This window comes from Shewanella marisflavi (assembly GCF_023283925.1).
Lineage (GTDB): Bacteria > Pseudomonadota > Gammaproteobacteria > Enterobacterales > Shewanellaceae > Shewanella > Shewanella marisflavi.
This window is the reverse complement of record NZ_JAKIKX010000005.1, coordinates 56,085-79,781: the sequence shown is the minus strand read 5'-3', so window position 1 is coordinate 79,781 and position 23,697 is coordinate 56,085. Positions and strand designations below refer to the sequence as shown.

At 48.3% G+C, this 23,697-nt stretch carries 23 protein-coding genes; 8 read left to right on the top strand and 15 right to left on the bottom strand.

Annotated elements, in window-relative coordinates:
- Positions 1–149: 149 nt before the first annotated feature.
- The 10 genes from L2712_RS11775 to yceD form a co-directional block, all read right to left on the bottom strand.
- The gene (locus tag L2712_RS11775; protein ID WP_248977880.1) at positions 150–629 is read right to left on the bottom strand and encodes an acyl-CoA thioesterase; all 480 of its coding nucleotides are present in this window, start codon (positions 627–629) and stop codon (positions 150–152) included.
- A gap of 86 nt (positions 630–715) precedes the next feature.
- Positions 716–1,189: a hypothetical protein gene (locus L2712_RS11770; protein WP_248977879.1), complete on the bottom strand. Its 474-nt coding sequence runs from the start codon at positions 1,187–1,189 to the stop codon at positions 716–718.
- Positions 1,190–1,233: 44 nt separating this feature from the next.
- On the bottom strand, positions 1,234–2,475 hold the full coding sequence (fabF, locus tag L2712_RS11765; RefSeq protein WP_088904859.1) for a beta-ketoacyl-ACP synthase II: 1,242 nt from the start codon (positions 2,473–2,475) through the stop codon (positions 1,234–1,236).
- Between the two features lie 167 nt (positions 2,476–2,642).
- A complete protein-coding gene (gene acpP / locus L2712_RS11760) occupies positions 2,643–2,876 on the bottom strand; it encodes an acyl carrier protein (protein ID WP_011865403.1) in 234 nt (77 codons plus the stop codon).
- Between the two features lie 160 nt (positions 2,877–3,036).
- On the bottom strand, positions 3,037–3,783 hold the full coding sequence (fabG, locus tag L2712_RS11755) for a 3-oxoacyl-ACP reductase FabG (protein ID WP_033539572.1): 747 nt from the start codon (positions 3,781–3,783) through the stop codon (positions 3,037–3,039).
- Positions 3,784–3,793: 10 nt separating this feature from the next.
- Complete coding sequence (gene fabD, locus L2712_RS11750; protein ID WP_033539571.1) at positions 3,794–4,720, bottom strand: ACP S-malonyltransferase; 927 nt, start codon at positions 4,718–4,720, stop codon at positions 3,794–3,796.
- 46 nt (positions 4,721–4,766) lie between these two features.
- On the bottom strand, positions 4,767–5,726 hold the full coding sequence (locus L2712_RS11745; RefSeq protein WP_088904860.1) for a beta-ketoacyl-ACP synthase III: 960 nt from the start codon (positions 5,724–5,726) through the stop codon (positions 4,767–4,769).
- Between the two features lie 9 nt (positions 5,727–5,735).
- A complete protein-coding gene (gene plsX, locus L2712_RS11740; protein ID WP_248977878.1) occupies positions 5,736–6,764 on the bottom strand; it encodes a phosphate acyltransferase PlsX in 1,029 nt (342 codons plus the stop codon).
- Between the two features lie 14 nt (positions 6,765–6,778).
- Complete coding sequence (rpmF, locus tag L2712_RS11735; protein ID WP_033539568.1) at positions 6,779–6,949, bottom strand: 50S ribosomal protein L32; 171 nt, start codon at positions 6,947–6,949, stop codon at positions 6,779–6,781.
- 17 nt (positions 6,950–6,966) lie between these two features.
- Positions 6,967–7,491 (bottom strand): 23S rRNA accumulation protein YceD, encoded by a 525-nt coding sequence (yceD, locus tag L2712_RS11730; RefSeq protein WP_033539567.1) that lies wholly within the window; start codon positions 7,489–7,491, stop codon positions 6,967–6,969.
- A gap of 417 nt (positions 7,492–7,908) precedes the next feature.
- On the opposite strand from yceD, the gene L2712_RS11725 reads away from it, so the two are divergent.
- Both L2712_RS11725 and L2712_RS11720 read left to right on the top strand, forming a co-directional pair.
- Positions 7,909–8,511: a Maf family protein gene (locus L2712_RS11725; RefSeq protein WP_248977877.1), complete on the top strand. Its 603-nt coding sequence runs from the start codon at positions 7,909–7,911 to the stop codon at positions 8,509–8,511.
- Positions 8,512–8,667: 156 nt separating this feature from the next.
- Positions 8,668–10,029, top strand: a complete 1,362-nt coding sequence (locus L2712_RS11720; protein WP_248977876.1) for a sensor domain-containing diguanylate cyclase — start codon at positions 8,668–8,670, stop codon at positions 10,027–10,029.
- Here L2712_RS11720 and L2712_RS11715 read toward each other — a convergent pair.
- Both L2712_RS11715 and rluC read right to left on the bottom strand, forming a co-directional pair.
- The gene (locus tag L2712_RS11715; RefSeq protein WP_033539563.1) at positions 10,026–10,682 is read right to left on the bottom strand and encodes an HAD family hydrolase; all 657 of its coding nucleotides are present in this window, start codon (positions 10,680–10,682) and stop codon (positions 10,026–10,028) included. The genes L2712_RS11720 and L2712_RS11715 overlap by 4 nt on opposite strands.
- Entirely contained in the window at positions 10,679–11,638 is a 960-nt protein-coding gene (gene rluC / locus L2712_RS11710) for a 23S rRNA pseudouridine(955/2504/2580) synthase RluC (RefSeq protein WP_248977875.1), read from the bottom strand. Before rluC ends, L2712_RS11715 begins: the two co-directional genes overlap by 4 nt.
- Positions 11,639–12,235: 597 nt before the next feature.
- On the opposite strand from rluC, the gene rne reads away from it, so the two are divergent.
- Entirely contained in the window at positions 12,236–15,694 is a 3,459-nt protein-coding gene (rne, locus tag L2712_RS11705; protein WP_248977874.1) for a ribonuclease E, read from the top strand.
- A 126-nt stretch (positions 15,695–15,820) separates the two neighbouring features.
- Positions 15,821–17,380 carry a SulP family inorganic anion transporter gene (locus tag L2712_RS11700; RefSeq protein WP_033539560.1) on the top strand — a complete coding sequence of 520 codons (1,560 nt, stop codon included), beginning with the start codon at positions 15,821–15,823 and terminating at the stop codon, positions 17,378–17,380.
- Positions 17,381–17,427: 47 nt separating this feature from the next.
- Here L2712_RS11700 and L2712_RS11695 read toward each other — a convergent pair whose 3' ends face one another.
- The gene (locus L2712_RS11695; RefSeq protein ID WP_248977873.1) at positions 17,428–18,345 is read right to left on the bottom strand and encodes a bifunctional methionine sulfoxide reductase B/A protein; all 918 of its coding nucleotides are present in this window, start codon (positions 18,343–18,345) and stop codon (positions 17,428–17,430) included.
- Between the two features lie 306 nt (positions 18,346–18,651).
- On the opposite strand from L2712_RS11695, the gene L2712_RS11690 reads away from it, so the two are divergent.
- Together L2712_RS11690 and ylqF are read left to right on the top strand one after the other, a co-directional pair.
- Entirely contained in the window at positions 18,652–19,491 is an 840-nt protein-coding gene (locus L2712_RS11690) for an isopenicillin N synthase family dioxygenase (protein WP_033539558.1), read from the top strand.
- A 107-nt stretch (positions 19,492–19,598) separates the two neighbouring features.
- A complete protein-coding gene (gene ylqF / locus L2712_RS11685) occupies positions 19,599–20,540 on the top strand; it encodes a ribosome biogenesis GTPase YlqF (RefSeq protein WP_033539557.1) in 942 nt (313 codons plus the stop codon).
- A gap of 90 nt (positions 20,541–20,630) precedes the next feature.
- Here ylqF and L2712_RS11680 read toward each other — a convergent pair whose 3' ends face one another.
- Complete coding sequence (locus tag L2712_RS11680) at positions 20,631–21,095, bottom strand: low molecular weight protein-tyrosine-phosphatase (protein WP_248977872.1); 465 nt, start codon at positions 21,093–21,095, stop codon at positions 20,631–20,633.
- Between the two features lie 15 nt (positions 21,096–21,110).
- Complete coding sequence (locus tag L2712_RS11675; RefSeq protein ID WP_248977871.1) at positions 21,111–22,016, bottom strand: DNA ligase; 906 nt, start codon at positions 22,014–22,016, stop codon at positions 21,111–21,113.
- Positions 22,017–22,199: 183 nt separating this feature from the next.
- On the opposite strand from L2712_RS11675, the gene L2712_RS11670 reads away from it, so the two are divergent.
- Entirely contained in the window at positions 22,200–22,571 is a 372-nt protein-coding gene (locus tag L2712_RS11670) for a diacylglycerol kinase (RefSeq protein ID WP_088904870.1), read from the top strand.
- Positions 22,572–22,790: 219 nt separating this feature from the next.
- Positions 22,791–23,690, top strand: coding sequence for a hypothetical protein (locus L2712_RS11665; protein ID WP_248977870.1), 900 nt, complete (start codon positions 22,791–22,793; stop codon positions 23,688–23,690).
- Positions 23,691–23,697 lie beyond the last annotated feature (7 nt).

Genomic DNA, 23,697 nt, shown 5'->3' with positions numbered 1-23,697 from the left:
AGATGTCGATTCCTTAGTACAATATTCAAGCATGTACAAACGCTAAGCTTCATCGTCCAAAGCGAAAAAATAGGAGGAATCACTATGGCTGAGGACGCTAGCAGCGTCTATCGAAAGACTGCCCTAAGTGATAGACGCGACCAGACAGATTAAGGCTTGAGATGAGCTTCCATCTCAGTGCCAATCCTCTTACGCATATCCATCAGACGGATGGCCGAATCTCGCATCAACTTATCCTCCTCTGTGACAGGCACCCATTCTGGCACTGGCGTAGGGTGACCCTCATCATCTACCGCCACCATGATCACTATGCAGTGCGTGGTGAGGTGACGATCAGCGTGTTTAGGATCGCCAGCCTTTACATCTATTCCCAGATGCATAGAGGTGCGACCGGTATAGACAACCTTAGCGCTCACCTCTACGATATTGCCGACATGAATAGGCTTTATGAAGCGTATGCCGCCGGCATAGGCGGTAATACAATACTTGCCACTCCATCCAGCGGCGCAGGCATAAGCCGCCAAGTCGATCCATTTCATCACAGCGCCACCATGGACCTTGCCACCAAAATTGACATCGGCTGGTTCGGCCAGAAATCGTAAAGTGATCTCTCTATCTTGTCCTGCCATTGCTTGTCGCCTCATTCTAAATAGTGAATCTAAAGTGTACTGCAAAGCAGGCTGAGATAGTAACGAAGAATCACGCTACTCACTGATTAGCCCCAGTTAATCACGCCAAGACATGCCATCACAATCAAAGGCAAGCTCAACCGATACAGCCAAACCTGCGCACTTGCGCCTAGTAAACGAGACAGATCGACAAACCGATAAAGCAAGAAACCCAGTGCGAAAAACATTAGCACCTCGATCCCGGCAAATGAGTCGCTCTCTCCCCCGCCATAAATGGCAGTGATCAGCAGCGCAAACCAAACACAGGCAAAGGCGCAAGCCGCGGCGACTAACGTCTTTAAACCAATAAGGATACTTAACTTCTGCTCACCACGGATCAAGGCATTCAAATTAGCGGTTAACAAACCAACAATAGGCAGTAAGGGAACAACGACGGGATTTAACACATTAGCACCAACAAAGTGAAGTGAATAGAGCCGGATTATCTGCCCAGTTTTAAGTGCTGCCAAGAGAGATGAATAAAGCTTCATCGACGCGTAATTTGGGCTTAATTCAAACATAAAAAAAGCACCATTAAGGTGCTTTTTCTAATTACTGCTAGCTTTTACTCACCGCGTTTAAACAGGAGTGAGCCATTTGTACCGCCAAAACCAAATGAGTTGCACAGTGCGTAATCAAACTGATGAGCTCGAGCCGTGTGAGGTACAAAATCAAGATCACAGCCTTCATCTGGATTATCCAGGTTAATTGTTGGCGGAATAATCTGATCGCGCAGCGCAAGCAAGGTGATAATCGCTTCGACTGAGCCTGCTGCCCCTAACAGGTGTCCTGTCATCGACTTGGTAGAGCTCACCAACAAGTTGTAGGCATGATCGCCAAATACACTCTTCACCGCTGAGGCTTCAGCCTTATCGCCGGCGGGTGTCGATGTGCCATGAGCATTGATATAACCTACACGTTGCTTTTCGATGCCCGCATCTTTAATGGCATTTTCCATCGCAGCGGCGGCACCTGCACCATCTGCCGGTGGAGACGTCATGTGGAACGCATCACCACTCATACCAAAACCTACGAGCTCGCCATAGATAGTCGCGCCGCGCGCCTTAGCGTGCTCGTACTCTTCCATCACCATGATGCCCGCACCGTCGCCGATGACGAAACCATCTCTGTCTTTATCCCAGGGACGACTCGCCGCAAGCGGATCATCATTACGGGTAGACAGCGCCTTGGCAGAACCAAAGCCACCCACCGCTAGCGGACAAGTCACATCTTCGGCGCCACCAGCAATCATCACGTCCGCATCACCATAGGCGATGGTACGTGCTGCAAATCCTATGTTGTGCACACCTGTAGTACAGGCTGTGGTCACCGCAAAATTAGGGCCAGTCATACCATATTTGATCGAAAGATGACCCGCGATCATATTGATGATGGTACTAGGGACGAAAAAGGGAGAGATTTTGCGTGGACCGCCTTTTAACAAGGCAGAATGAGCCGCCTCGATGAGCGGCATGCCACCCATACCCGCGCCGATAGCGGTACCGACCCGAGCAGGGTCTTCTACTTCCATATTCAGTCCGGCATCTTCAATGGCTTGAATACCAGCCGCCATACCGTATTGAATAAAGAGATCCATCTTACGGGCCTCTTTCTTAGGTAGGTACTGCTCAACATCAAAATCTTTGACTGAACCGCTAAAACGAGTTGAAAACTCGCTGGCATCAAATTTGGTTATTGGTGCGATACCGCTTTGTCCTGCAAGCAGTGCTTTCCAGGACGCCTCTACGGTATTGCCCACAGGCGTGACCAGACCAATACCTGTAACGACTACACGACGTTTAGACACGTTTTCACCTTTGACTAAAATGAGATGAAGGTCTCCTTTGAGACCGAAATAAAAAGGCCTACTAGGTTATAGCACAAGAAAACTGGATAGGCGTTCGCCCCCTAATGCTCCTAGTTCGCAAACAAAAACAGGCGGCATAATTGCCGCCTGTTTTAGAGAATTCAGTATTACTGATTCTTAGAAACGTAATCGATCGCTGCTTGAACAGTAGTGATCTTTTCAGCTTCTTCATCAGGGATCTCAGTGTCAAACTCTTCTTCTAGAGCCATTACCAACTCAACGGTGTCCAGAGAATCTGCACCTAGGTCGTCAACGAAAGATGCTGCTGGTTTTACGTCTTCTTCTTTAACGCCCAGTTGCTCGATAATGATTTTCTTTACACGTTCTTCGATGTTGCTCATTAGTTTTCTTTCCTATTCAAATTACGCACTTGCGTAAGATTGCGAGTAGTTTATTCAATTTGGCACACAATGCAAGCTTAACTTTTGTGGTCTAACCACAAAACCTACGTAAGTCTACGCCAAAAATCAATCAAAATCAGTCGGTTGTTATAACCAACGTTTAAACCATGTACATGCCGCCGTTTACATGCAGAGTTTCCCCTGTAATGTAAGCCGCTGAATCCGATGCCAAAAACAGTACAGCATTTGCAATCTCTTGCGGCTGTCCCAGTCTTTCCATTGGAACTTGTGACATAATACCTTTTTGCTGCTCTTCCGTCAGCTCATCCGTCATATCTGTCTGGATAAACCCAGGAGCAATAGCATTCACTGTTATTTGACGAGATGCAACCTCTCTTGCAAGAGATTTTGTAAATCCAATCAAACCAGCTTTTGCTGCGCAATAGTTCGTTTGGCCTGCATTGCCCATTGTACCTACAACAGAGCCAATGTTAATAATACGGCCACTACGCTTCTTCATCATTGAACGCATCACCTGTTTAGAGGTGCGATAGAGAGATGTCAGGTTGGTATCTATGATATCTAACCACTCATCTTCCTTCATTCGCATCAAAAGATTGTCGCGTGTGATACCCGCATTGTTGACTAGAATATCAACTTCACCGACTTTTTCTTTGATCGAGGCAAATAATTGGTCAATTGAATCGCTATCAGTCACATTTAAGACCAATCCATGGCCTTTATCGCCCAAATATTCCTGAATCGCAGCTGCGCCGCGTTCACTGGTAGCCGTGCCAATAACCACAGCACCTGCTTCCACTAAGGTTTCGGCAACTGCACGGCCAATACCACGGCTTGCACCTGTTACCAAGGCAACCTTGCCAGTTAAATCTAGATTGAAACTCATCTATTACTCCTTATTCGCTCAGTGCAGCAACTGAGGCTGGGTCATTAGCCACTTTTGCACTCAGCGATCGATTAATTCTTTTCGCCAGACCTGTTAATACCTTACCCGGACCGACTTCAACCAACTGGCTGACGCCATCTGCGGCCATCATTTCGACCGTTTCAGACCAGCGAACCGGACAGTAAAGCTGACGTACCAAGGCATCTTTGATCGCTTCAACATCACTTGGCTGAGCCACATCAACGTTATTGATCACTGGAATGCTCGGCGCTGTAAAGCTGATAGCACTTAGTGCCTCAGACAATTTCTCTGCGGCAGGTTTCATTAATTCACAATGAGATGGCACGCTCACCGGCAAGGCAACAGCCATCTTGGCACCGGCTGCCTTACAAGCATCGGCAGCACGCTCAACCGCAGCCTTCTCACCAGCAATAACGACCTGACCAGGACTATTAAAGTTAACCGGTGCAACCACTCCGCCCTGCGCTGCGTCTTCACACGCCTTAGCAATAGCCTCGTTATCTAAGCCGATAATAGCAAACATGGCACCAGTACCAGCGGGCACAGCCTGTTGCATCAGTTGTCCACGCAGCTCAACCAGTTTAACGGCATCTTTGAAATCGATAACACCGGCGCAAACCAATGCCGAGTATTCACCTAAGCTATGGCCGGCAAGCATTGCAGGCTGAGGCGCCGAGGTAGCTTGAATCGCGCGCCAAATTGCTACGCTGGCAGTTAACAATGCAGGCTGCGTCTTATCAGTTTGATTCAGAGTTTCAGCTGGGCCTTCTTGTACCAGTTGCCATAGGTCATAACCCAATGCTTCGCTGGCTTGGGCAAACGTTTGACCAATAATTTCATTCTCTGCAGCCAATTCGGCAAGCATGCCTACGGCCTGAGATCCCTGCCCAGGGAAAACATAAGCAATCTTTTCCATTTTTATATACCTTTGCTAAATCAATGTATTCTAGTACTAAAATCGACTAAAAACGAACAAGCGCACTGCCCCAGGCAAAACCAGCCCCAAAGGCTTCGAGCAGCAGGAGTTGACCACGTTGGATACGACCATCACGCACGGCTTCATCCAGCGCGATAGGTACTGAGGCGGCAGAGGTATTACCATGCTTAGCTAGGGTCAATACCACCTTGTCCAGACTCATATCTAACTTCTTGGCCGTCGCCTTAATGATACGGAAGTTAGCCTGGTGGGGAACCAACCAGTCAATTTCAGATTTTTCCACATTATTGATACGTAACGTTTCGGTGACCACATGAGACAGTTGAGTCACGGCAACCTTGAAGACATCGTTGCCTTTCATGGTCATGTACCCTACGGCCTCAGAGGACTCACCAGCACGTGGCGGGAAGGAACACTTAAGCAGATCACCTTGACGGCCATCGGCATAAATATGGGTAGAGATGATACCGGGCTCTTCAGAAGCACCAACCACAGCGGCGCCGGCACCATCACCAAAGAGGATGATGGTGGAGCGGTCGTCAGGCTCGCACAAACGTGACAGCACATCGGCGCCGATAACCAGCACCTTCTTAGCGGCGCCAGTTTTTACAAACTGATCCGCAACAGATAACGCATAGACAAAGCCTGAACAGGCCGCAGCCACATCGAACGCCGGGATCGTATGCACACCTAACATGGCCTGAATTTCACAGGCGGCGGCAGGAAACGCATTGCTGGCACTCGTGGTACCGCAAACAATCATATCCAGCTCTTTCGGGTCAATGCCCGCCATTTCCAGGGCCTTGACGGCAGCGGCATAACCCATGGTTGATACAGATTCGTCTTTGGCGGCTATTCTGCGCTCTGAAATACCGGTACGTTCAACAATCCACTGGTCATTGGTATCCACCATCTTTTCCAGATCTTGATTGCTACGGACTTGCGCTGGCAAATAACTACCAGTTCCGAGAATTTTTGTATACATAAGGAGATATCAGTTATTTATGTCTAAAAGGATCGACTCAAGACGTTCTTCAATCATCTTAGGGAGTCGACGTTGTGCTTCGGTCACTGCCAAACTAATTGCTTGTAAATAGGCAGGTTCATCCGCACTTCCATGACTTTTTACTACAATGCCGCGCAATCCTATCAGACTTGCTCCGTTATAGTGGTCGGGGTTCATCTGATTTAAAACACTATTAATGCGCGGCGCGATTAACTTGGCCATTAATCGTACAAAAAAGCCTTGAGTTAAGCCTTTCTTCAACTGATGTACGAGGAGTCTTGCGATCCCCTCTGAGGTTTTCAGGGTAATGTTGCCGACAAAACCGTCACATACGATCACATCGACATTTCCCGAATAGATATCATCGCCTTCAATAAAACCGGCGTAATTGAGCTGTGGGCTTTGTTGTAACAGCTGCCCCGCTTGCTGTACCTGATCGTTACCTTTGATCTCTTCAATCCCCACATTAAGCAGGGCCACCTTAGGCTCAGGATTTTTATCCACCGCCTCACACAGCACAGACCCCATTACAGCAAACTGAAACAGAGTTTCTGAGCAACAGGAAACATTGGCACCAAGATCGAGCAAATATACAGGCTTGTGGTTGACCGCAGGCAAACAGCTCACCAGCGCCGGACGATCGATCCCCGGCAGGGTTTTAAGCAGCACCTTAGAGATGGCCATCAAAGCGCCCGTATTGCCGGCACTTAGACACGCTTGGGCTTTCTCATCTCTAACCAATTCGATAGCCAGACGCATTGAGCTTTGCTTACAGTTACGCAGCGCATGCACGGGTCTATCGCTCATCTTAACCACTTCAGTGGTATGCAGGAGTTCGATACGAGAGAGCAGGTCAGATTCAAGGTGGCTCAGTAAAGGTTCGATTTGCGACCTGTCACCCACCATGATGACGTGTAAGAAGGGGTATAAGCGAAGTGCCTGCAAGGTTGCAGGCACTGTGATGCGGGGGCCAAAATCGCCCCCCATCGCATCTAACGCAAGCGTCAGATTAGTCATTAGCTATCAACAGATTACTTGTTGATAACCTTTTGACCGCGGTAGAAACCGTCTGCAGTCACGTTGTGACGACGATGGATTTCACCACTCGTTGCATCCACAGACAGTTGAGCAGTGCTCAATGCATCGTGTGAACGGCGCATACCGCGCTTTGAACGAGATTTTTTATTCTGTTGTACAGCCATTTGACCTGTCTCCTAGATTACTTGCTCTTCAGTTTTTCTAACACTGCAAACGGATTTGGACGCTCCTCTTGAGCGGGTTCAATCTCGCCTACCACTATATCTTGATCGCCTTTGCTGCAACTGTCGTCAACATGCATAGGAATCAAAGGCATAGCTACTATCAATTCATCTTCAATCAATTGATGCAGACGAATTTCACCTATCTCATTGCACTCAATAGGGTCATACGCATCCGGGAGCTCATCGATTTCTGCCTCAGACCCGCAAGGGCTAAAACAAAAGTCGACCGTAACCTCAGTGGTAAATAGCGTCATGCAACGTTGACAATTCAGAGTGAGCTCCGTCACAGCCTTCCCTTTCAGGTAGACTATCCCCTGTATATCCACACCACATTCAAGCGACACTGCCACATCGGAACAGTCGCCGGCACATAACTCATTTAATCGCTTTAATTGCACACCGGGAACAACGCCTTCATAAGAAAGCTTGCTGGCCGCTGCGCGTATAGGATCAATTGAAACCGGTATCTTTACTGTTTGCATAAGGCGCGCATATTATAGTTTGAATTACGCTGAGTCAAAGGAAAATTTATCTCCTTTACCGATCCCGATAACGAAAGCGATAAAACCCATCATTAATTCAAAAATTATTGGAACGAAAATTTTACCCAAGGGCCGATGGATACTCAAGCCCCACACGCTTAAAATAGAAGCATTCGCGCAGCCTTAGCACCCGCTTTTTATCACCCTTGCTTAAATATAGCCCGTCTGCAGCCAAGCGGGTTAAACACCTGACTCCCGTGATATTCAAACCCGCCGATATAATAAGGTCACTCGCCTTAGCTAACACCTCCCTTTTTGGATAAAATCGCTTATCATGGCCACCAGAAACTTTCTGCCAACGACGTTTATCCTGTGACATTCAATCTGGGCATAACAGAAGAAATTTAGGGCCAATCGATGAGACCAGCAATCATACTCGCCTCCACCTCAGTTTTCCGTCAATCCTTACTCGAGAAACTCGCCATCAAGTTTGATACCTGCGCACCAGAAGTCGATGAGACTCCCCGTGAAGGAGAGTCTGCAATCGCTTTAGTTGAAAGACTTGCACTGGCCAAAGCAAGAGCCGGTGCCAATGGCCGAGAGCAAGGCCTAGTGATTGGCTCAGATCAGGTCGCCCTGATAGAAGGCGATATTGTGGGTAAACCTCTCACACGAGAGCGAGCAATCGCCCAACTCGAGCGCGCCTCAGGCAAATCCATCACCTTCTATACAGGGCTCGCTCTGTATAATGCGGCCACAGGGGCAAGCGAGGTCATCTGTGAACCCTTTACCGTGCATTTTAAAACACTTAACTCGCAGCAGATAGCCTATTACGTCGACACAGAGCAACCTTTATACTGCGCCGGAAGCTTTAAATCCGAGGGCTTAGGTATCGCACTGTTTGAGCGTCTCGAAGGCCGCGACCCCAATACCTTAGTGGGTCTGCCTTTAATTACCTTAACAGAGATGCTGCAACGACAAGGAGTGGATGTGCTAAGCCCTGCACCTAACCATGCCTAGATAGCGATTTACACTGGCATAGCTGACATATCCAGCAGAACACACCAAATTCAAACTTCACAAACTGGGAAAAACTGTTTAACTTGATAGTGTCCTATCACACTTTGATAACATAAACAGCGACAGGGAAGTCATTTATTTGGGTGGTTATCTGTAATGACTGATCTTGAAGAAGCGCTGGCTCTGCTTGCCGCGCCCTGTGTTGATGAGCGTTTCTTTCAACGCGCTCTCAAGGCGCTTGCCTTGGTCACTCAATGTCGTTGGGCAGCCTTTGCCCGGCCTTCAACTCATCGAGGAAAAATCGAAGTAGTCGCCTTTTGCGATCTAAAACAAAGTATTCCCGGGTTTGAATTTGATTTAAAAGGCTCTCCCTGCGAAGCCATCTATGAGATGCGTTATCCCAACACTCATCTTTTATATGCTAACGATCTGCCTCTTCGCTTTCCCGATTTTCAACTCATTAAAGATCTGGGCGCAGTCAGCTACCAGGCTGAGTTGATCTTAGATGATGAGGGGCGCCCCATAGGACATATTCTAGTCATGGATACCCTACCCCAGCGTGAGAATACTAAGTCCCGCGAATTTTTCAGATTATTGGCGCAGCGTATCGGCATCGAATATAAACGACTCTTACTCTCCAGGGAGCTATCTGTGCATAAGGAGATGATCGCCTCGACCCATCATATGATGTCTTTTGTCGATCAGGATTATCGCTATCTAGTCGTTTCTAAAGGTTATGAGCATATGCTCAACTGCGATGCCAGCGATATTATTGGTAAACATGTCAGCGAGATCCACGGTAAAACTATCTTTAATGACTATTTAAAACCGCTACTGGACAAAACTCTGGCTGGCGAGTCAGTCAACACCCAGACTAAAATCCACCCACCCTCTCATACTGAGCCTCAATATTTAAATGTGCATCATAATCCGCATCTGGATGAAAACGGCCAAATCAAAGGGGTCATAGTATCTGCCCACAACATTACCGAACTGCAAAAGGCCAAAGAGAAGAGTGAGTACCTGGCGCTCCACGACTCACTGACCAAATTACCTAACCGTCTCGCCCTGTTTAATCGTTTTTCAGAGATACTCCCCGAGCTTCCACCGCAGGAAATAAGCTTAGCCGTGCTCTATCTCGATTTGGACGATTTCAAGTTAATCAATGACAACTACAATCATCAAATCGGGGACAAAGTATTACAAGGGGTAGCCGAGATTCTCAGGCAAGCCTGTCCTCAGGCCGAGATGGTAGCGCGCATCGGCGGTGATGAGTTTATTATCCTGCATAGTTTTAAAGCACAAGACAGTGCAGAGAAACACAGGCAGTTAAACCAGCTGTGCCAGCAACTCAATCAGATGCTAGATGAAGGAATATACCATGAAAGCGAGCACTTACGTCTTGCGGCCAGTATAGGCTGTCATTGGGTCAATCCTGAACAGAGAGACGTTTCGGCACTGATCTGCCAGGCTGACAAATCTATGTACCGAAACAAAAAGCAGAAACGGCTAAACTAAGCTTGGCCCGTAATAAGGGGTAACAACTCCAATGGCCGTGCCGCAATGGCTACTGGGTTAGCTTCACTCAATTTTTGCGCCGAATGGGCACCGTAACTTACACCAATACCATCTATGCCAGCATTGTTGGCCATATTGAGGTCGTGCACCGAATCACCAATCATCACCGCCTTCTCAGGTGCCACACCTACGAGCTCAAGTAGCTCATGCAACATCTGCGGATGGGGCTTACTCTTAGCTTCATCCGCACAACGACTCGCCATAAAATGTTCAACGAAACCTGTCTCGTTGAGCACCCTGTCTAAGCCAGCGCGAGCTTTGCCTGTTGCCACCGCTAATTGATGACCCGAGGCTTTGAGCGTTACCAATAACTGTTCTGCCCCTTCAAACACTGGGCTTGGCGTCTGATTCAACTGTAAATATTGCTTTCGATAAACATCGATCATGGCTTTGCGAGTCTGCTGACAGGCACTTGGATGCAGAACATTTAACGCCTCATCCATAGACAAGCCAATAATATCGCGGATCGATGATTCGCTTGGCACCATCATGCTCAACTCGATGGCGGTCTGCTGCATACAGGCAACAATCTTGCTCACCGAATCCATTAGGGTGCCATCCCAGTCGAAAATGACTAATTCGTATCGTTTCATGCCTTATCCAACTTATCCAATAACTTTTGCAATACAGTATCGAGTGGCGCCTTAACCTGCATTATCTCTTCTGTCACCGGATGGGTAAACTTAAGCTGCGCTGCGTGCAAAAATAGGCGATTAAGCCCTAATTCACGCATGGCGTCATCGAACTTTTGCTCGCTATATTTATCGTCACAGGCAATGGGATGACCCGCATATTGGCAATGTACGCGGATCTGGTGCGTTCGGCCTGTCACAGGACTGGCCTGCACTAAGGTCGCCCCCTTATAGCGCTGCTTTATCTTAAAGCGAGTCTCTGAAGGTTTGCCTTCTTGGTTCACCCGCACGATACGCTCACCCGACTTCAGCGTTAATTTAAGTAGCGGCGCATTAACCACTTTATCATGGCTCTGCCATTCGCCGCGCACTAAGGCAAAGTAGTCTTTCTGCATCTTCTTATAACGCAACTGATCATGTAGATGTTTCAGGGCGCTGCGCTTCTTGGCAATAAGCAAGACCCCGGAGGTATCCTTATCGAGACGGTGAACCAATTCAAGAAACTTCTGCTGCGGCATTAGAGAGCGCATCGCTTCGATGACACCAAAGTCGACGCCGCTACCACCATGGACGGCGATCCCTGCAGGCTTATTGAGTACAATAATCGCCTTATCTTCAAATAAGATGCGATCTTCTAACTGAGACACCTTGGTCAACTTAGCACTCGGACCTGGCTTATCCTCGTTGCTAGATACCCTGACAGGCGGGATCCTGACCACGTCACCATCTTGCAACTTGTACTCAGGCTTAATCCGTTTCTTATTGACCCGTACCTCACCCTTGCGCACAATCCGATAGATCATGCTCTTAGGTACGCCTTTCAGTTTAGTGACTAAAAAGTTATCGATTCGCTGGCCCAAATGGTCCTCATCTATGGTGACCAACTCGACCTTGTTTAAAGCTTGTTGACTATTCATGCTACGCCTTGTCTCTTTCAAGCCGCATATTGTACATCAGATAAGAAGTTTTGTGCCTTTCCATTTGCTGATTTTCTGGATTGTTGCTATATTTGCCACGCGAATGGGGATAAATAGTGAATAAAGTGTTCACAAATCGCCCAAAGCAAGCGCGAAGAGCGGAGACTAAAAGATATTTTTACTGAGTAGTAAGTTATTGACTTACAGGTTGTTATACAAAAATAAACCGAGAAAACGAGTTTAAACAACTAAACACAGTATGAATACCACATTTCAAAGTGGTTTCTCTAAGAATAGCGCCCCAAATTCGAAGTTTAATTTTAACTTGTCGTCAGACGAGCACATATCGATTTTGGCATTACCGGAAAGCACATTAGAATTTATGGGGTTGGTTGACGTTTTACAACGAATTCCTTGTTTTTAGCGATTTTAAAAAATAAGCCATAAATAGGATGCGACACGCAGCGATTGCGTCTTACAAAGATTGCGCACCTTTGCCCAGACCCAAGCCGTGAGGCTTTGCTCGTCAATTCTGGGCCCGTAATGCATCGAAAAAGCTTGGTTTGATGACCTTATTTTAAGAAGAAATACGTCATCATGAAACGGATGTTAATTAATGCGACTCAATCTGAAGAGTTGCGCGTTGCCCTAGTTGATGGGCAACAACTGTACGATCTAGACATCGAAAGTCCAGGTCACGAGCAGAAAAAAGCCAATATTTACAAAGGTAAAATTACCCGCGTAGAACCTTCACTCGAAGCAGCTTTCGTTGACTATGGTGCAGAGCGCCACGGTTTCCTTCCCCTCAAAGAGATTGCACGCGAATACTTCCCCAAAGGCTACTCCTTCCAAGGACGTCCTAACATTAAAGAAGTCATTAAAGAAGGTCAGGAAGTCATTGTTCAGATTGATAAAGAAGAGCGTGGCAACAAGGGCGCGGCCCTTACCACCTTCATCAGCCTGGCAGGTTCATACCTAGTATTGATGCCTAACAACCCTCGTGCTGGCGGTATATCACGCCGTATCGAAGGTGATGAGCGCACCGAACTCAAAGCGGCTATGTCTGAGCTTGAAGTGCCACAAGGCATGGGACTTATCGTTCGCACTGCCGGTGTAGGCAAAGACGCAGCTGAGCTAAAATGGGATCTTAAGGTGCTTCAGCACCACTGGGCCGCCATCGAAGAGGCAGCGCAAAACCGTCCAGCACCCTTCCTGATCCATCAGGAAAGTAATGTTATCGTACGCGCTATCCGTGACTACTTACGTCGCGATGTAGGCGAAGTGTTAATCGATCACCAACGTATCTACGAACAAGCCAAACAACACGTGGCTCTCGTTCGTCCTGACTTCGTTGATCGTATCAAGCGCTATGAAGCAGAAGTGCCTCTCTTTACCCATTTCCAGATTGAAACCCAGATCGAGTCAGCCTTCCAACGTGAAGTACGCCTGCCATCGGGTGGCTCTATTGTGATCGATCCTACTGAGGCTCTAACCTCTATCGATATCAACTCTGCCCGCGCAACTAAAGGCGGTGACATCGAAGAGACGGCACTCAACACCAACCTTGAAGCGGCTGACGAAATTGCCCGTCAGTTGCGTCTGCGTGACTTAGGCGGTCTGGTGGTTATCGACTTTATCGATATGACACCCGTCAGACACCAGCGCGAAGTGGAAAACAGAATGCGCGATGCCGTACATCACGACAGAGCTCGCGTTCAATTAGGCCGTATCTCTCGCTTTGGTCTGATGGAGATGTCTCGTCAACGTCTGCGCCCATCGCTTGAAGAGTCTGCCGCGCACCTCTGCCCTCGCTGTCACGGCCAAGGTACGATTCGTGGTACAGAATCTCTAGCGCTTTCTATTCTGCGTCTGATGGAAGAAGAAGCGATTAAAGAGAACACCTCTCAAATCGAAGCTGTAGTACCTGTCGATGTAGCCGCCTTCCTGCTTAACGAAAAGCGCAAGGCTATTCGCATCACAGAGCAGCGCCACAATGTCGAAGTCTATGTGATCCCAGATCCAAACATGACTACGCCTGACTATCGTGTGACACGTCATCGTAAAGATGATCAAATTAGCGAATCTAGCTACAAGTTACTGGAGAAGCCAGAATCTAAGCTTTACGAACCCCGTAAGCTTGAACGCGCCGCCTCTCCTGAGCCAGCACTAAAAGGTTTCTCAGCACCCGCTAAGGCTGCCCCTGTCAGCGAAAAGCCTGCTCCTGTGAAGGAAGTGGCTAAAACTCCTGCAGAACCTGGCCTCATCGCCAAGCTATTTACCGCTATTGGTAAACTATTTAGCAGCGAGCAAGAACAGCCGAAGGAAGAGAGCAAGAAAGAACAGCCTCGTCGCAACGCGCAAAACCGTAACAGTCGTCGTAACAACCGTCGCAACGACCCACGTAAGAGCCGCGATGAGAGCAGAGAGACCAAAGAAAGCGACAACAACAACAACAACAAGCGTAGCCGCAGCGCCAAGCCTGATGACGATAGTCGCGCCGCTAAGGGCCGCAATGATAAACGCCAAAAGCGTGATGAGAAGCCGCAAAGCCAAGCCAAGGAGACTGAAAGTCAAGAGCAGCAACCTAAGCAGGAAGCCGCTCGCGAACGTCGTCAACGCCGTAACATGCGCCGTAAGGTCCGTGTACAAACTGAGCAGCAAAAAGCCGATGAGGCCGCATTAGCTCTCGAGGTTGCCGAGCAGGCAAACGAGAAGCCAGTTCAGGTTGAAGCCGATGCAGCCAAGACGGATGATAAACCACAACGTCAAAAGCGTCAGCCACGTAAGAGCAAGCCAAAGCAGGAAAAAGTTAAGACTGAAGATGAAGCGCTGACTAACCCAGTCGAAGGCGAAGAGCAGACAGAAACCGCGGCACCTCAAGTTGAAAAACAGGTCGCTGACGTTGAAGCCCAAGCCGATACTGCAAAAGCTGATGTTGTAAAAGCTGAACCCGCAGAGGCCACCGCATCTGAAGAGGAAACCACCGAGGCTTCAGGCCAAGAAGGTGATACTGAATCTAAGCGCGAGCCTCGTGAAGGACAGCGTCGTAGTCGCCGCAGCCCTCGTCATCTCCGCGCCGCGGGCCAACGCCGTCGTCGTGATGAAGAAAGCAACGGTGAAGCCAATCAAAATGCCGAACCTGCGTTTATTCCAAATGATGTGGAAACCGCGCCAATCCTCTCAGTTGAGCAGGAAGCAACAGAAACTGGTAACCATGTCGATGACACAGTACAAGAGAAGCTCACTCAAGAGAGTGTTGCCAATCAACCAGAAGCGCAAGACGCTGATGTCGTCAACGAAAAAGGCGAAGCTGCTAAAGAGGAAGTAAAGGCCAAACCTAAACGCCGCGCACCTAAAGCAAAAGCCGTTGCAGAAGAAACTGAGGCAGATAACACGCAACAAAATCTGCCACTAGCTGAGGAGGCTCAGGCTAGCCTGAAAGAGGAAGTTCAGGTAGAACTAGACCTGACCAGCACAGTTGAAGAAGTCAACGAAAGCCAAGCTGAACAAGCGCCAATAAGTGAGCCAGTGGCTACTGAAGCGCCAGCAGTTGAAGTTGCACCGGCAGAAACCTCGAAACAAGAGCAAAAGCCTGCGCAAGTTGAAACTCCATCAGTTGACGTCGCAGCCAAAGTTGTTGAAACAGAGGTTGTGGTTGAGACTGCAGCACAAAGTGCAGTTAATGAGCCTGCACAGTCAGAGGCTGAACCAGTCGTGACTAAAGTTGAGAGTGTGAAGGTTGCAGCAACACAAGTGGCCTCAGCACCAATGGCTAAGCCAGCTCAGGTACAAGCGCCTCAAGTTAAGGTTGCTGTAAAACCAGCCTCCGCGGTTGAAGCGAGTACGCCATCGCCAAAAGCGGAAGATAAGGTTGCAGCAAGAACCACTAGCCGTTTTGGTGCTATGGTGAGTTCGACTATGACCAAACCTGAAGTCGAAGCCAAAGCCCATGTAGAGATCCCATCGGGTCGCCAATATGAGCAAACGGCGAAGGAGGCAGCGGCTGAGACAACCAAGCGCGCCAACAGCGCAAATTCGGAAATGGCTCGTCCCTAGGGTATAATTAGCCTCAACTAAAAAAGCCATGCACTATCGCATGGCTTTTTATTTTATTGGCGCAACTATTTTGCTAGTATGCGCGGCCGATAATCATTCAACTAACAAACTAATAACAGAGGCTAAATGTTCGATCTTATTCGTCACAAAACTGCCAGTCACAGGGCTGACTTGTTATCCGGACTCACGGTTGCCTTGGCACTGGTTCCCGAAGCTGTAGCATTTGCATTCGTTGCGGGTGTTGAACCTATGGTAGGCCTATATGCAGCCTTCATCATGGGACTGGTGACGGCGCTAATTGGCGGCCGGCCCGGCATGATCTCCGGCGCGACGGGTGCTATGGCTGTGGTTATGGTGGCTCTGGTTGCCGAACATGGCGTGCAGTATCTCTTTGCCGCTGTGGTGTTGGCAGGCCTCATACAGGTCGCCTGTGGCCTGCTAAAACTAGGAAAGTTTATCCGTATTGTGCCCTATCCTGTCATGATAGGCTTCGTTAACGGCTTGGCGATCGTGATCTTTCTCGCCCAGCTGGGGCAGTTTAAAGTTCCCGATGCCAACGGCGTATTAACTTGGCTACCACAGGACCAGTTATTGCTGATGTTAGGGCTAGTGGCATTAACCATGGCCATTATCCACTTTCTACCTAAGCTAACCACGGCATTTCCCTCATCCCTGGCGGCAATTCTTACCGTAACGGCCATCGTAGTCTACTTCGAACTCGATACCCGAAATGTATTGGATTTCTTAAAATCCATGACGGGAGAAGAGGATGCCACCATCGCAGGGAGTCTACCAAGCTTCTCGATTCCGGCTATTCCATTCAGTTTGGAAACCCTCTACATCATTCTACCCTACTCCTTTGTTCTGGCTGCTGTGGGCCTAATCGAGTCGCTGTTAACCCTTACCGTGATCGACGAAATGACCAGTACCCGAGGTAAAGGCAATAAGGAGTGTGTCGGCCAGGGAATAGGTAATATCACCAGTGGTTTCTTTGGAGCCATGGGGGGCTGTGCCATGATTGGTCAGTCAATGATCAACATCAACTCTGGTGGCCGAGGTCGCCTGTCAGGCATCACAGCAGCCATCGCGCTACTCGCCTTTATCCTGTTTGGCTCGGCACTGATTGAGATGATCCCGCTAGCGGCGCTGGTTGGTGTGATGTTCATGGTGGTATTAGGCACCTTTGAATGGGCCAGCTTTAAGGTAATGCGTAAAGTACCTAAACATGACGCCTTCGTGATTGTTCTGGTAACGGTTGTAACCGTATTTACTGACCTTGCCTTTGCTGTATTTGTCGGGGTGATCGTCTCGGCCCTAGTATTTGCTTGGGAGCACGCTAAACATATCAATGTCGATGTCAGCGAAGACGCTAACGGCTGGAAAGTCTATAAGCTTAATGGCCCGCTCTTCTTTGGCTCTGTTGCCGAGTTTTTAGAGCTGTTTCACGCCAAGACAGATCCTGAAGATGTGATTGTCGATTTCCAAAATTCTCGGGTATGTGATCACTCGGCGTTAGAAGCCATAGACACCCTGGCAGAGCGTTATGTCAGCTCTGGCAAGCGTCTACACCTTCGTCACCTCAGCTATGACTGTAAGCAGTTACTCCACAAGGCTGGCGATCTGGTAGAGGTTAACTTAATCGAAGATCCACATTATAAGGTGGCCGACGACAAGTTAGACTCTTAAGCAAATCCACTTAAGCAAAAAGGCGCAGATTGCGCCTTTTTGCTTTCTTATACCGTGCCGGATTTTAGCCGCTGTTTAAACAAGGCCTTCACCTTCTCGACCTTAGGCTTAACCACCATCTGACAGTAGGGCTGTTCACTATTATGCTCAAAGTAGGCGTCATGATAACTCTCGGCAGGATAGAAAGTATCTAACGCTACCAGCTCAGTCACGATTGGCTTATCGAAGACATTGGCATCGGCGAGCTGCTTGATCATCTGAGTCGCTATCTTTATCTGCACATCATTATGGGCAAATATCGCCGAACGATATTGGGTTCCCACGTCATTACCCTGTCGATTAAGCGTGGTGGGATCATGACTTTGCCAGAATACCTCTAGCAACTCTTCAAAGCTGATGATGTGGCTATCAAACTCTATCTGCACCACCTCCGCATGCCCTGTATCACCGCCGCAAACTTCACGGTAGTTAGCCGTTGTAGCGTCACCACCTGCGTAACCCGACTTTACCGAGATAACCCCTCTTAGCTGAGCAAAAATAGCCTCCAAACACCAGAAACAGCCTCCCGCCAATGTCGCCCACTGTATATGGCTGTCGGCCGCCTGAGACCTTGACTCCCCCTTAAACACCATGGAGACTGAATTTACACAGTGTCGAAGATTTTTTTCTGTCAAATACTCCCCTTCAAACAGATGTCCAAGGTGCCCACCGCACTGGTGGCACACTATTTCAGTGCGATGTCCATCGGCATCCGGAACCCGTTTCACTGCGCCTGGGATCTCATCATCAAAGGCTGGCCAGCCACAATGCGCATTAAACTTGTGCTCAGACAGGTAAAGCGGTGCATCGCAGCGCTTACAATGGTATACACCAGGCGCATCGTGCTGATTGTATTCACCACTAAAGGGCCGCTCAGTGCCCTTATCTTCAATAACATGCCTTTCAAATTCAGTTAGTTTGCGCATAGTTAAATACTCTTACTCTTCCATACTTCTATTACTACCACTGACGCGGCTAGACCGCTTTCATATCACATAATAAAAGAGACAACAGCAGATAAAGACCCACTATTTTACTAGGTTATTTCAGTATTATAATCTTTTTTCAGCTGTTTAGTAGCTAATGGCTGATTGTAGTATTGAAATGGCACTCCAAAAACTCATTCATTTCCTTAATCAAACGATATAAATGTGATTTTAGTCACGCCCGATTGCCCTGAAAGGATCGCGGCGGTACACTTTCTGCGGGGTTCAATAACAAGAAAACAAAATATGAAATTAGAAACAATAGACTACCGCGCCCAAGACAGTGCCAAGCGATTCGTCGAGTCCTTACGCGAAACTGGATTTGGCGTACTCACCAACCACCCAATCGACAAAAATTTAGTCGATAAGATCTATGAAGAGTGGCAAGCCTTCTTCAACAGCAATGAGAAACAAGACTATCTGTTTAAAGCCGAAACCCATGACGGCTTCTTTCCAGCCGAGGTATCAGAAACCGCCAAAGGCCATACAGTTAAAGATATTAAAGAGTACTACCACGTCTATCCCTGGGGACGTATTCCAGAATCACTCAAGGGGAACATCCTGCGCTATTACCAAGAAGCCAATGCCCTAGCGGAAGAGTTATTAGGTTGGGTTGAAGAGCACACCCCTGCCGAAGTTGCGGCCCACTACTCTATGGCGCTGCCAAAGATGATAGAGAACAGTCATAAGACCTTGCTGCGTATTTTGCACTATCCCCCCATGTCGGGAGATGAAGAGCTAGGCGCGATTCGCGCTGCTGCCCATGAAGATATCAATCTGCTCACCGTGCTACCTGCAGCTAACGAGCCTGGTCTTCAAGTGCAAACCAAATCCGGTGAGTGGTTGGATGTACCGAGTGATTTCGGCAACCTGATCATCAATATTGGCGATATGTTACAAGAAGCATCCCGCGGCTACTTCCCGTCGACGACCCACAGAGTGGTCAACCCTCAAGGTGCCGATAAGACACGTTCGCGGATCTCGCTGCCCCTCTTTCTCCACCCTAAGCCAGAAGTCGTGCTTTCCGAGCGCTACACCGCCGATAGCTACCTGATGGAGCGTTTACGCGAATTAGGCGTTATTTGACGACATACACTATGATAAAAAGCGCCTGTTGGCGCTTTTTATTTATGATTTTTAAGCCATATCAAGGTAAAATCCCTCCCCAAATTTTCAAGAAATAGAGTACAAAGATGGCAATTCAGTGGTTTCCGGGTCATATGCACAAGGCACGCAAAGAGATTGCAGAGGTCATGCCTCAGGTCGACTTGGTGATCGAGGTGCTCGATGCCCGTATTCCCTACAGCAGCGAAAACCCTATGGTCACCAGTTTGCGTGGTGATAGACCCTGTATCAAGCTACTCAATAAATCAGATCTTGCCGATCCGGCCATCACCCAGCGATGGATTGACTACCTTGAACAGGAACAAGGGGTTAAGGCTATGGCCATCACCACCTTACAAGCAGCTCAAGTACGCAAAGTACCTGAATTATGCCGTAAGTTGGTTCCCAATCGTGACACCGTCGAGAAAGATATTCGCACCATGATAATGGGCATTCCCAACGTAGGTAAGTCAACGATTATCAATACCTTGGCGGGAAGAGTGATTGCCAAGACAGGTAATGAGCCCGCTGTCACTAAAACGCAGCAGCGCATAAACCTGAAAAATGGCATCGTGCTCTCTGATACGCCCGGCATACTCTGGCCCAAAGTAGATAACGAAGCCAGTGGTTATCGTCTGGCGGTGACAGGTGCCATTAAAGATACGGCAATGGAATATGAAGATGTAGCCATGTTTGCCGCCGAGTACTTCTTACAAGCCTATCCAGAGGCGATGCTGGAGCGTTATAAGCTGAAAGAGCTACCCAAGGACGACATAGGCTTGCTGGAAGCCATTGGCCGTAAGCGCGGCGCTCTCAGACCCGGCGGCAGAATCGACCTGCACAAGGCCTCTGAACTGCTCCTGCACGAATTCCGCTCGGGTAAAATAGGCCAGTTGTCACTGGAAACCCCTGAGATGGCCGAAGCCGAGAAGGCAGAAGTGGCACGTATCCTGGCCGAAAAAGAAGCCGAGAAGCAAGCCAAGCTAGAGGCTGAACGATTAAAGCGCTCAGGAGTGCGCCACAACGATTAATCTGTGTCTGTTTTCGCTCGACAATGACAAATGAGAGCGACGATACCATGAGATTGCGATGAGCCATGAAAGGGCTCATCGCCATTCAAATTAAGGTGCAATACGTAGCAATAGCTGCTCACAGCTGGCCTCGAGGAGATCAAGCACCTGCTCAAACCCCTCATCACCACCATAATAAGGATCTGGTACTTCACGCTCCCCCTCGCCTAAGAAAGAGAGCATTAATGCCAGCTTAGACTGATACTGAGCCGGACAGCGCCCTCTTAACTCACGCAGATTAGCCTTATCTGCCGCTAATATCAGATCAAAACGTTCAAAATCTTCATCCACCACGCCCCTCGCCTTAATACCGCTAAAATCTAACCCTCGACGCTCACCCGCCAGACGTGCTCGCCTATCAGGCCCTTCCCCCTCATGATAGGCCGAGGTGCCCGCCGAATCACAAACCAAAGTGAGACCACGTTTAGCAAGTAATCCCCTGAAAACCGCCTCGGCCGTTGGCGACCGACAAATATTACCCAAACAGACAAAGAGTACTGAGCTAACTGAAGACATAATTTTCCTTTTACTCTATAGCGGCTCTCTAATGCGCAAAAAACTGGCAAATCTCGGCACGCCCTTACTGGTATAGCCATAATACTTGTAGGTAACGGTACTGCCAATGGCTGGCGGCTGGCGGCGCTGGGCATCACTAAAGCCGCTACCGATTTTAAAACGAATCCCTTTACTGGTTTCAACCAACAGCGCCCCCATCATGCCTTGGTACTTACCTTTGCCTGGCAGATGAGCGAGCACCTTTGCCTCCGCATCTTGATAAGACTTAACTTTAACCAGATCGCCATTTCGTCCAGCACGGTAACGGGCACTTTCATGATGCAGCATCAAACCTTCACCACCTTGGGCGACAAGCTCTGCTAGGGCTCGATTCAACGCTTCTTGACTCTCGATGCGACTCTGTTTGATAACCTCAAGGAACTCTGACAGCTCAGAATAACGCGTTAGAGCCTCGGCGTAGCGCTCGCTAAAGGGTAACAGGATAGCCGGGTAGTCAAATACCATAAACTTGACGTCGCGCCACCGCTCTGGATTGGCATCCGAATCTCGTACCAAGGCCGAGATCTCTTCAAAGCCTTGGCGCTTAATCCAAAGTTCACCATCGAGTGGCTCGTTAGGAAAGCCTTGAGTAAACCAAATAGGTAACTTAATAGGGTGCCCTGAGCGTGTCCACATTCTAGCGCCATCCCAGCGACCTCTCACACCATCGAACTTTTCACTAACCAGATACTCATACAACGGATGGTTAGCTTCCTTGCTGCCGGCCAATTGCAAGCCAGATTGAGAGGCTGTTACGGTCGAGCCAGCGCTATCATCTAGATTATCTGCTAATGACCAAGCTGAAATGCTCGTCATCAGCATCGTTAAGGCTAACCACCAAGGACAAAGATAGCGACTGAGATAATAAGTAGTGAAATGCATAAGCTCCTCCGTGAGCAAATGGATAATAAGACAAAGATTAAGTTTAGCGTAAAGCCTTTCAGGCTGATGTTTTGCTGGTTATGAGAGTGTTATACTAGCGCCCACTTTGAGACAGGGCCCCTCACACAGCACAATTTGCGCCACAAACGGACCCAATAAAACAATAGTAACGAATGGACACCTATGAAACCGGAAAATAACCACGGCATCAAACGCATCTTTAGGGCAACAGGTTTCTCTATCCAGGGCCTTAAACTCGCATGGCAATCAGAGGCTGCTTTTCGACAGGAATTAATCTTGGTCGCCTTCATGTTGCCGGTTGCCTTCTTACTCGACGTGACTGTAGTTGAGCGTATTCTTCTCATCATGACACTGATGATTGTCTTAATCGTCGAGCTGCTTAATTCAGCCATAGAGGCGGTTGTAGATCGTATCGGCCCTGAGATCCACCCCCTCAGCGGTCAAGCAAAAGATATCGCCTCCGCAGCCGTGTTTATCGCATTGGCTCTTTGCGGGCTCACCTGGCTACTCATTATTTGGCCATTAATATTTTAAATTCTGTCCCGTTCTCTTCGTCTCTGACACCTATTTTGAGGCGAAGAGAATAAACTTAACCTAACTCTCATATTCAACAAAAACGCTGCTACCTTGACATTTTTTGATACAAATCATTCACAATTAAAAATATCCTGCTAGAATGATTTACGTGTAAAAAAGTCTTACTAAAAAAATCAATAACTTATTATAATTATTAGTTGATAGAGGTTGTAGTTAGTGGTTAAATCGGTCGCCATATTAAGCTTAGGTCTAATAAGCTCTTCGGTATTCGCTGCAGGGACTGACAGCTCATATTCGGTATCGAAACCAGTAGAACCCAGCGAAGTCATGCTAAAAGTCGGCGGCTTCTACTCCAACTCTAACTCCAGCATGGATGTTACCAACCCGCTTCTGGGTAATAATTTCAAACTCGATTTCGAAGAAGACTTAGACTTAGAAGAGTCGCAATTTCTGCCGTTTTTTGAGGCAAGCTATCACTTTAATTCTCGCCACAGTATCTATGTCGATTGGAAACAGCTGCACCGTAAAGCAGAGGTACAGAAACTCACTGTGCCCTTTCAGGTCACCTTAGACGATCAGGTTTACGATATTCAGTCTGGTGCCAGGTTAGAAACCACCCTCAATATAGATATTGCGCGTCTAGGTTATGCTTATAACTTTTACCAAGGCAATAACTTTAACCTGGGACTGACACTTGGCTTGCACACCATGTTTATCAAGACAGCGTTTGATGGCGACATCGGTGTCTGCGCCAAGGGGGAGACCCTACAGCAATGCGCACAAACGGCCACCCCAAGATTTGTCGATGAAGAGGTAACGGCCCCGCTGCCTGATGTAGGCTTGTATGGCGACTATGAGTTTAGCCCAGGCTTTAAATTTAATGCCCACGCGCAATATTTCTACATCAAACTCGATGATATCAAGGGAAGCTTGGTGGATATTCGTGCAGGTGTCGAAGCCGAAATCACTAAGAACTGGCATATGTCAGCCTCCTTTAACTACTACAAGGTCGATGTCGATTTTAAGCGTAATGGCTCAGATGAGCTGAATGTCGCCGACTACAACCTTTATTACAGCTTTATTGGCCCTATGTTGTCGGTCAGCTACCGCTTCTAATCACCAG

What these genes read in the sequence shown, in the direction of transcription:
- L2712_RS11775 (WP_248977880.1), bottom strand. Translation starts at nt 629, where the DNA reads ATGGCAGGACAAGATAGAGAGATCACTTTACGATTTCTGGCCGAACCA.
- L2712_RS11770 (WP_248977879.1), bottom strand. Translation starts at nt 1,189, where the DNA reads ATGTTTGAATTAAGCCCAAATTACGCGTCGATGAAGCTTTATTCATCT.
- acpP (WP_011865403.1), bottom strand. Translation starts at nt 2,876, where the DNA reads ATGAGCAACATCGAAGAACGTGTAAAGAAAATCATTATCGAGCAACTG.
- fabG (WP_033539572.1), bottom strand. Translation starts at nt 3,783, where the DNA reads ATGAGTTTCAATCTAGATTTAACTGGCAAGGTTGCCTTGGTAACAGGT.
- fabD (WP_033539571.1), bottom strand. Translation starts at nt 4,720, where the DNA reads ATGGAAAAGATTGCTTATGTTTTCCCTGGGCAGGGATCTCAGGCCGTA.
- L2712_RS11745 (WP_088904860.1), bottom strand. Translation starts at nt 5,726, where the DNA reads ATGTATACAAAAATTCTCGGAACTGGTAGTTATTTGCCAGCGCAAGTC.
- plsX (WP_248977878.1), bottom strand. Translation starts at nt 6,764, where the DNA reads ATGACTAATCTGACGCTTGCGTTAGATGCGATGGGGGGCGATTTTGGC.
- rpmF (WP_033539568.1), bottom strand. Translation starts at nt 6,949, where the DNA reads ATGGCTGTACAACAGAATAAAAAATCTCGTTCAAAGCGCGGTATGCGC.
- yceD (WP_033539567.1), bottom strand. Translation starts at nt 7,491, where the DNA reads ATGCAAACAGTAAAGATACCGGTTTCAATTGATCCTATACGCGCAGCG.
- L2712_RS11725 (WP_248977877.1), top strand. Translation starts at nt 7,909, where the DNA reads ATGAGACCAGCAATCATACTCGCCTCCACCTCAGTTTTCCGTCAATCC.
- L2712_RS11720 (WP_248977876.1), top strand. Translation starts at nt 8,668, where the DNA reads ATGACTGATCTTGAAGAAGCGCTGGCTCTGCTTGCCGCGCCCTGTGTT.
- L2712_RS11715 (WP_033539563.1), bottom strand. Translation starts at nt 10,682, where the DNA reads ATGAAACGATACGAATTAGTCATTTTCGACTGGGATGGCACCCTAATG.
- rluC (WP_248977875.1), bottom strand. Translation starts at nt 11,638, where the DNA reads ATGAATAGTCAACAAGCTTTAAACAAGGTCGAGTTGGTCACCATAGAT.
- rne (WP_248977874.1), top strand. Translation starts at nt 12,236, where the DNA reads ATGAAACGGATGTTAATTAATGCGACTCAATCTGAAGAGTTGCGCGTT.
- L2712_RS11700 (WP_033539560.1), top strand. Translation starts at nt 15,821, where the DNA reads ATGTTCGATCTTATTCGTCACAAAACTGCCAGTCACAGGGCTGACTTG.
- L2712_RS11695 (WP_248977873.1), bottom strand. Translation starts at nt 18,345, where the DNA reads ATGCGCAAACTAACTGAATTTGAAAGGCATGTTATTGAAGATAAGGGC.
- L2712_RS11690 (WP_033539558.1), top strand. Translation starts at nt 18,652, where the DNA reads ATGAAATTAGAAACAATAGACTACCGCGCCCAAGACAGTGCCAAGCGA.
- ylqF (WP_033539557.1), top strand. Translation starts at nt 19,599, where the DNA reads ATGGCAATTCAGTGGTTTCCGGGTCATATGCACAAGGCACGCAAAGAG.
- L2712_RS11680 (WP_248977872.1), bottom strand. Translation starts at nt 21,095, where the DNA reads ATGTCTTCAGTTAGCTCAGTACTCTTTGTCTGTTTGGGTAATATTTGT.
- L2712_RS11675 (WP_248977871.1), bottom strand. Translation starts at nt 22,016, where the DNA reads ATGCATTTCACTACTTATTATCTCAGTCGCTATCTTTGTCCTTGGTGG.
- L2712_RS11670 (WP_088904870.1), top strand. Translation starts at nt 22,200, where the DNA reads ATGAAACCGGAAAATAACCACGGCATCAAACGCATCTTTAGGGCAACA.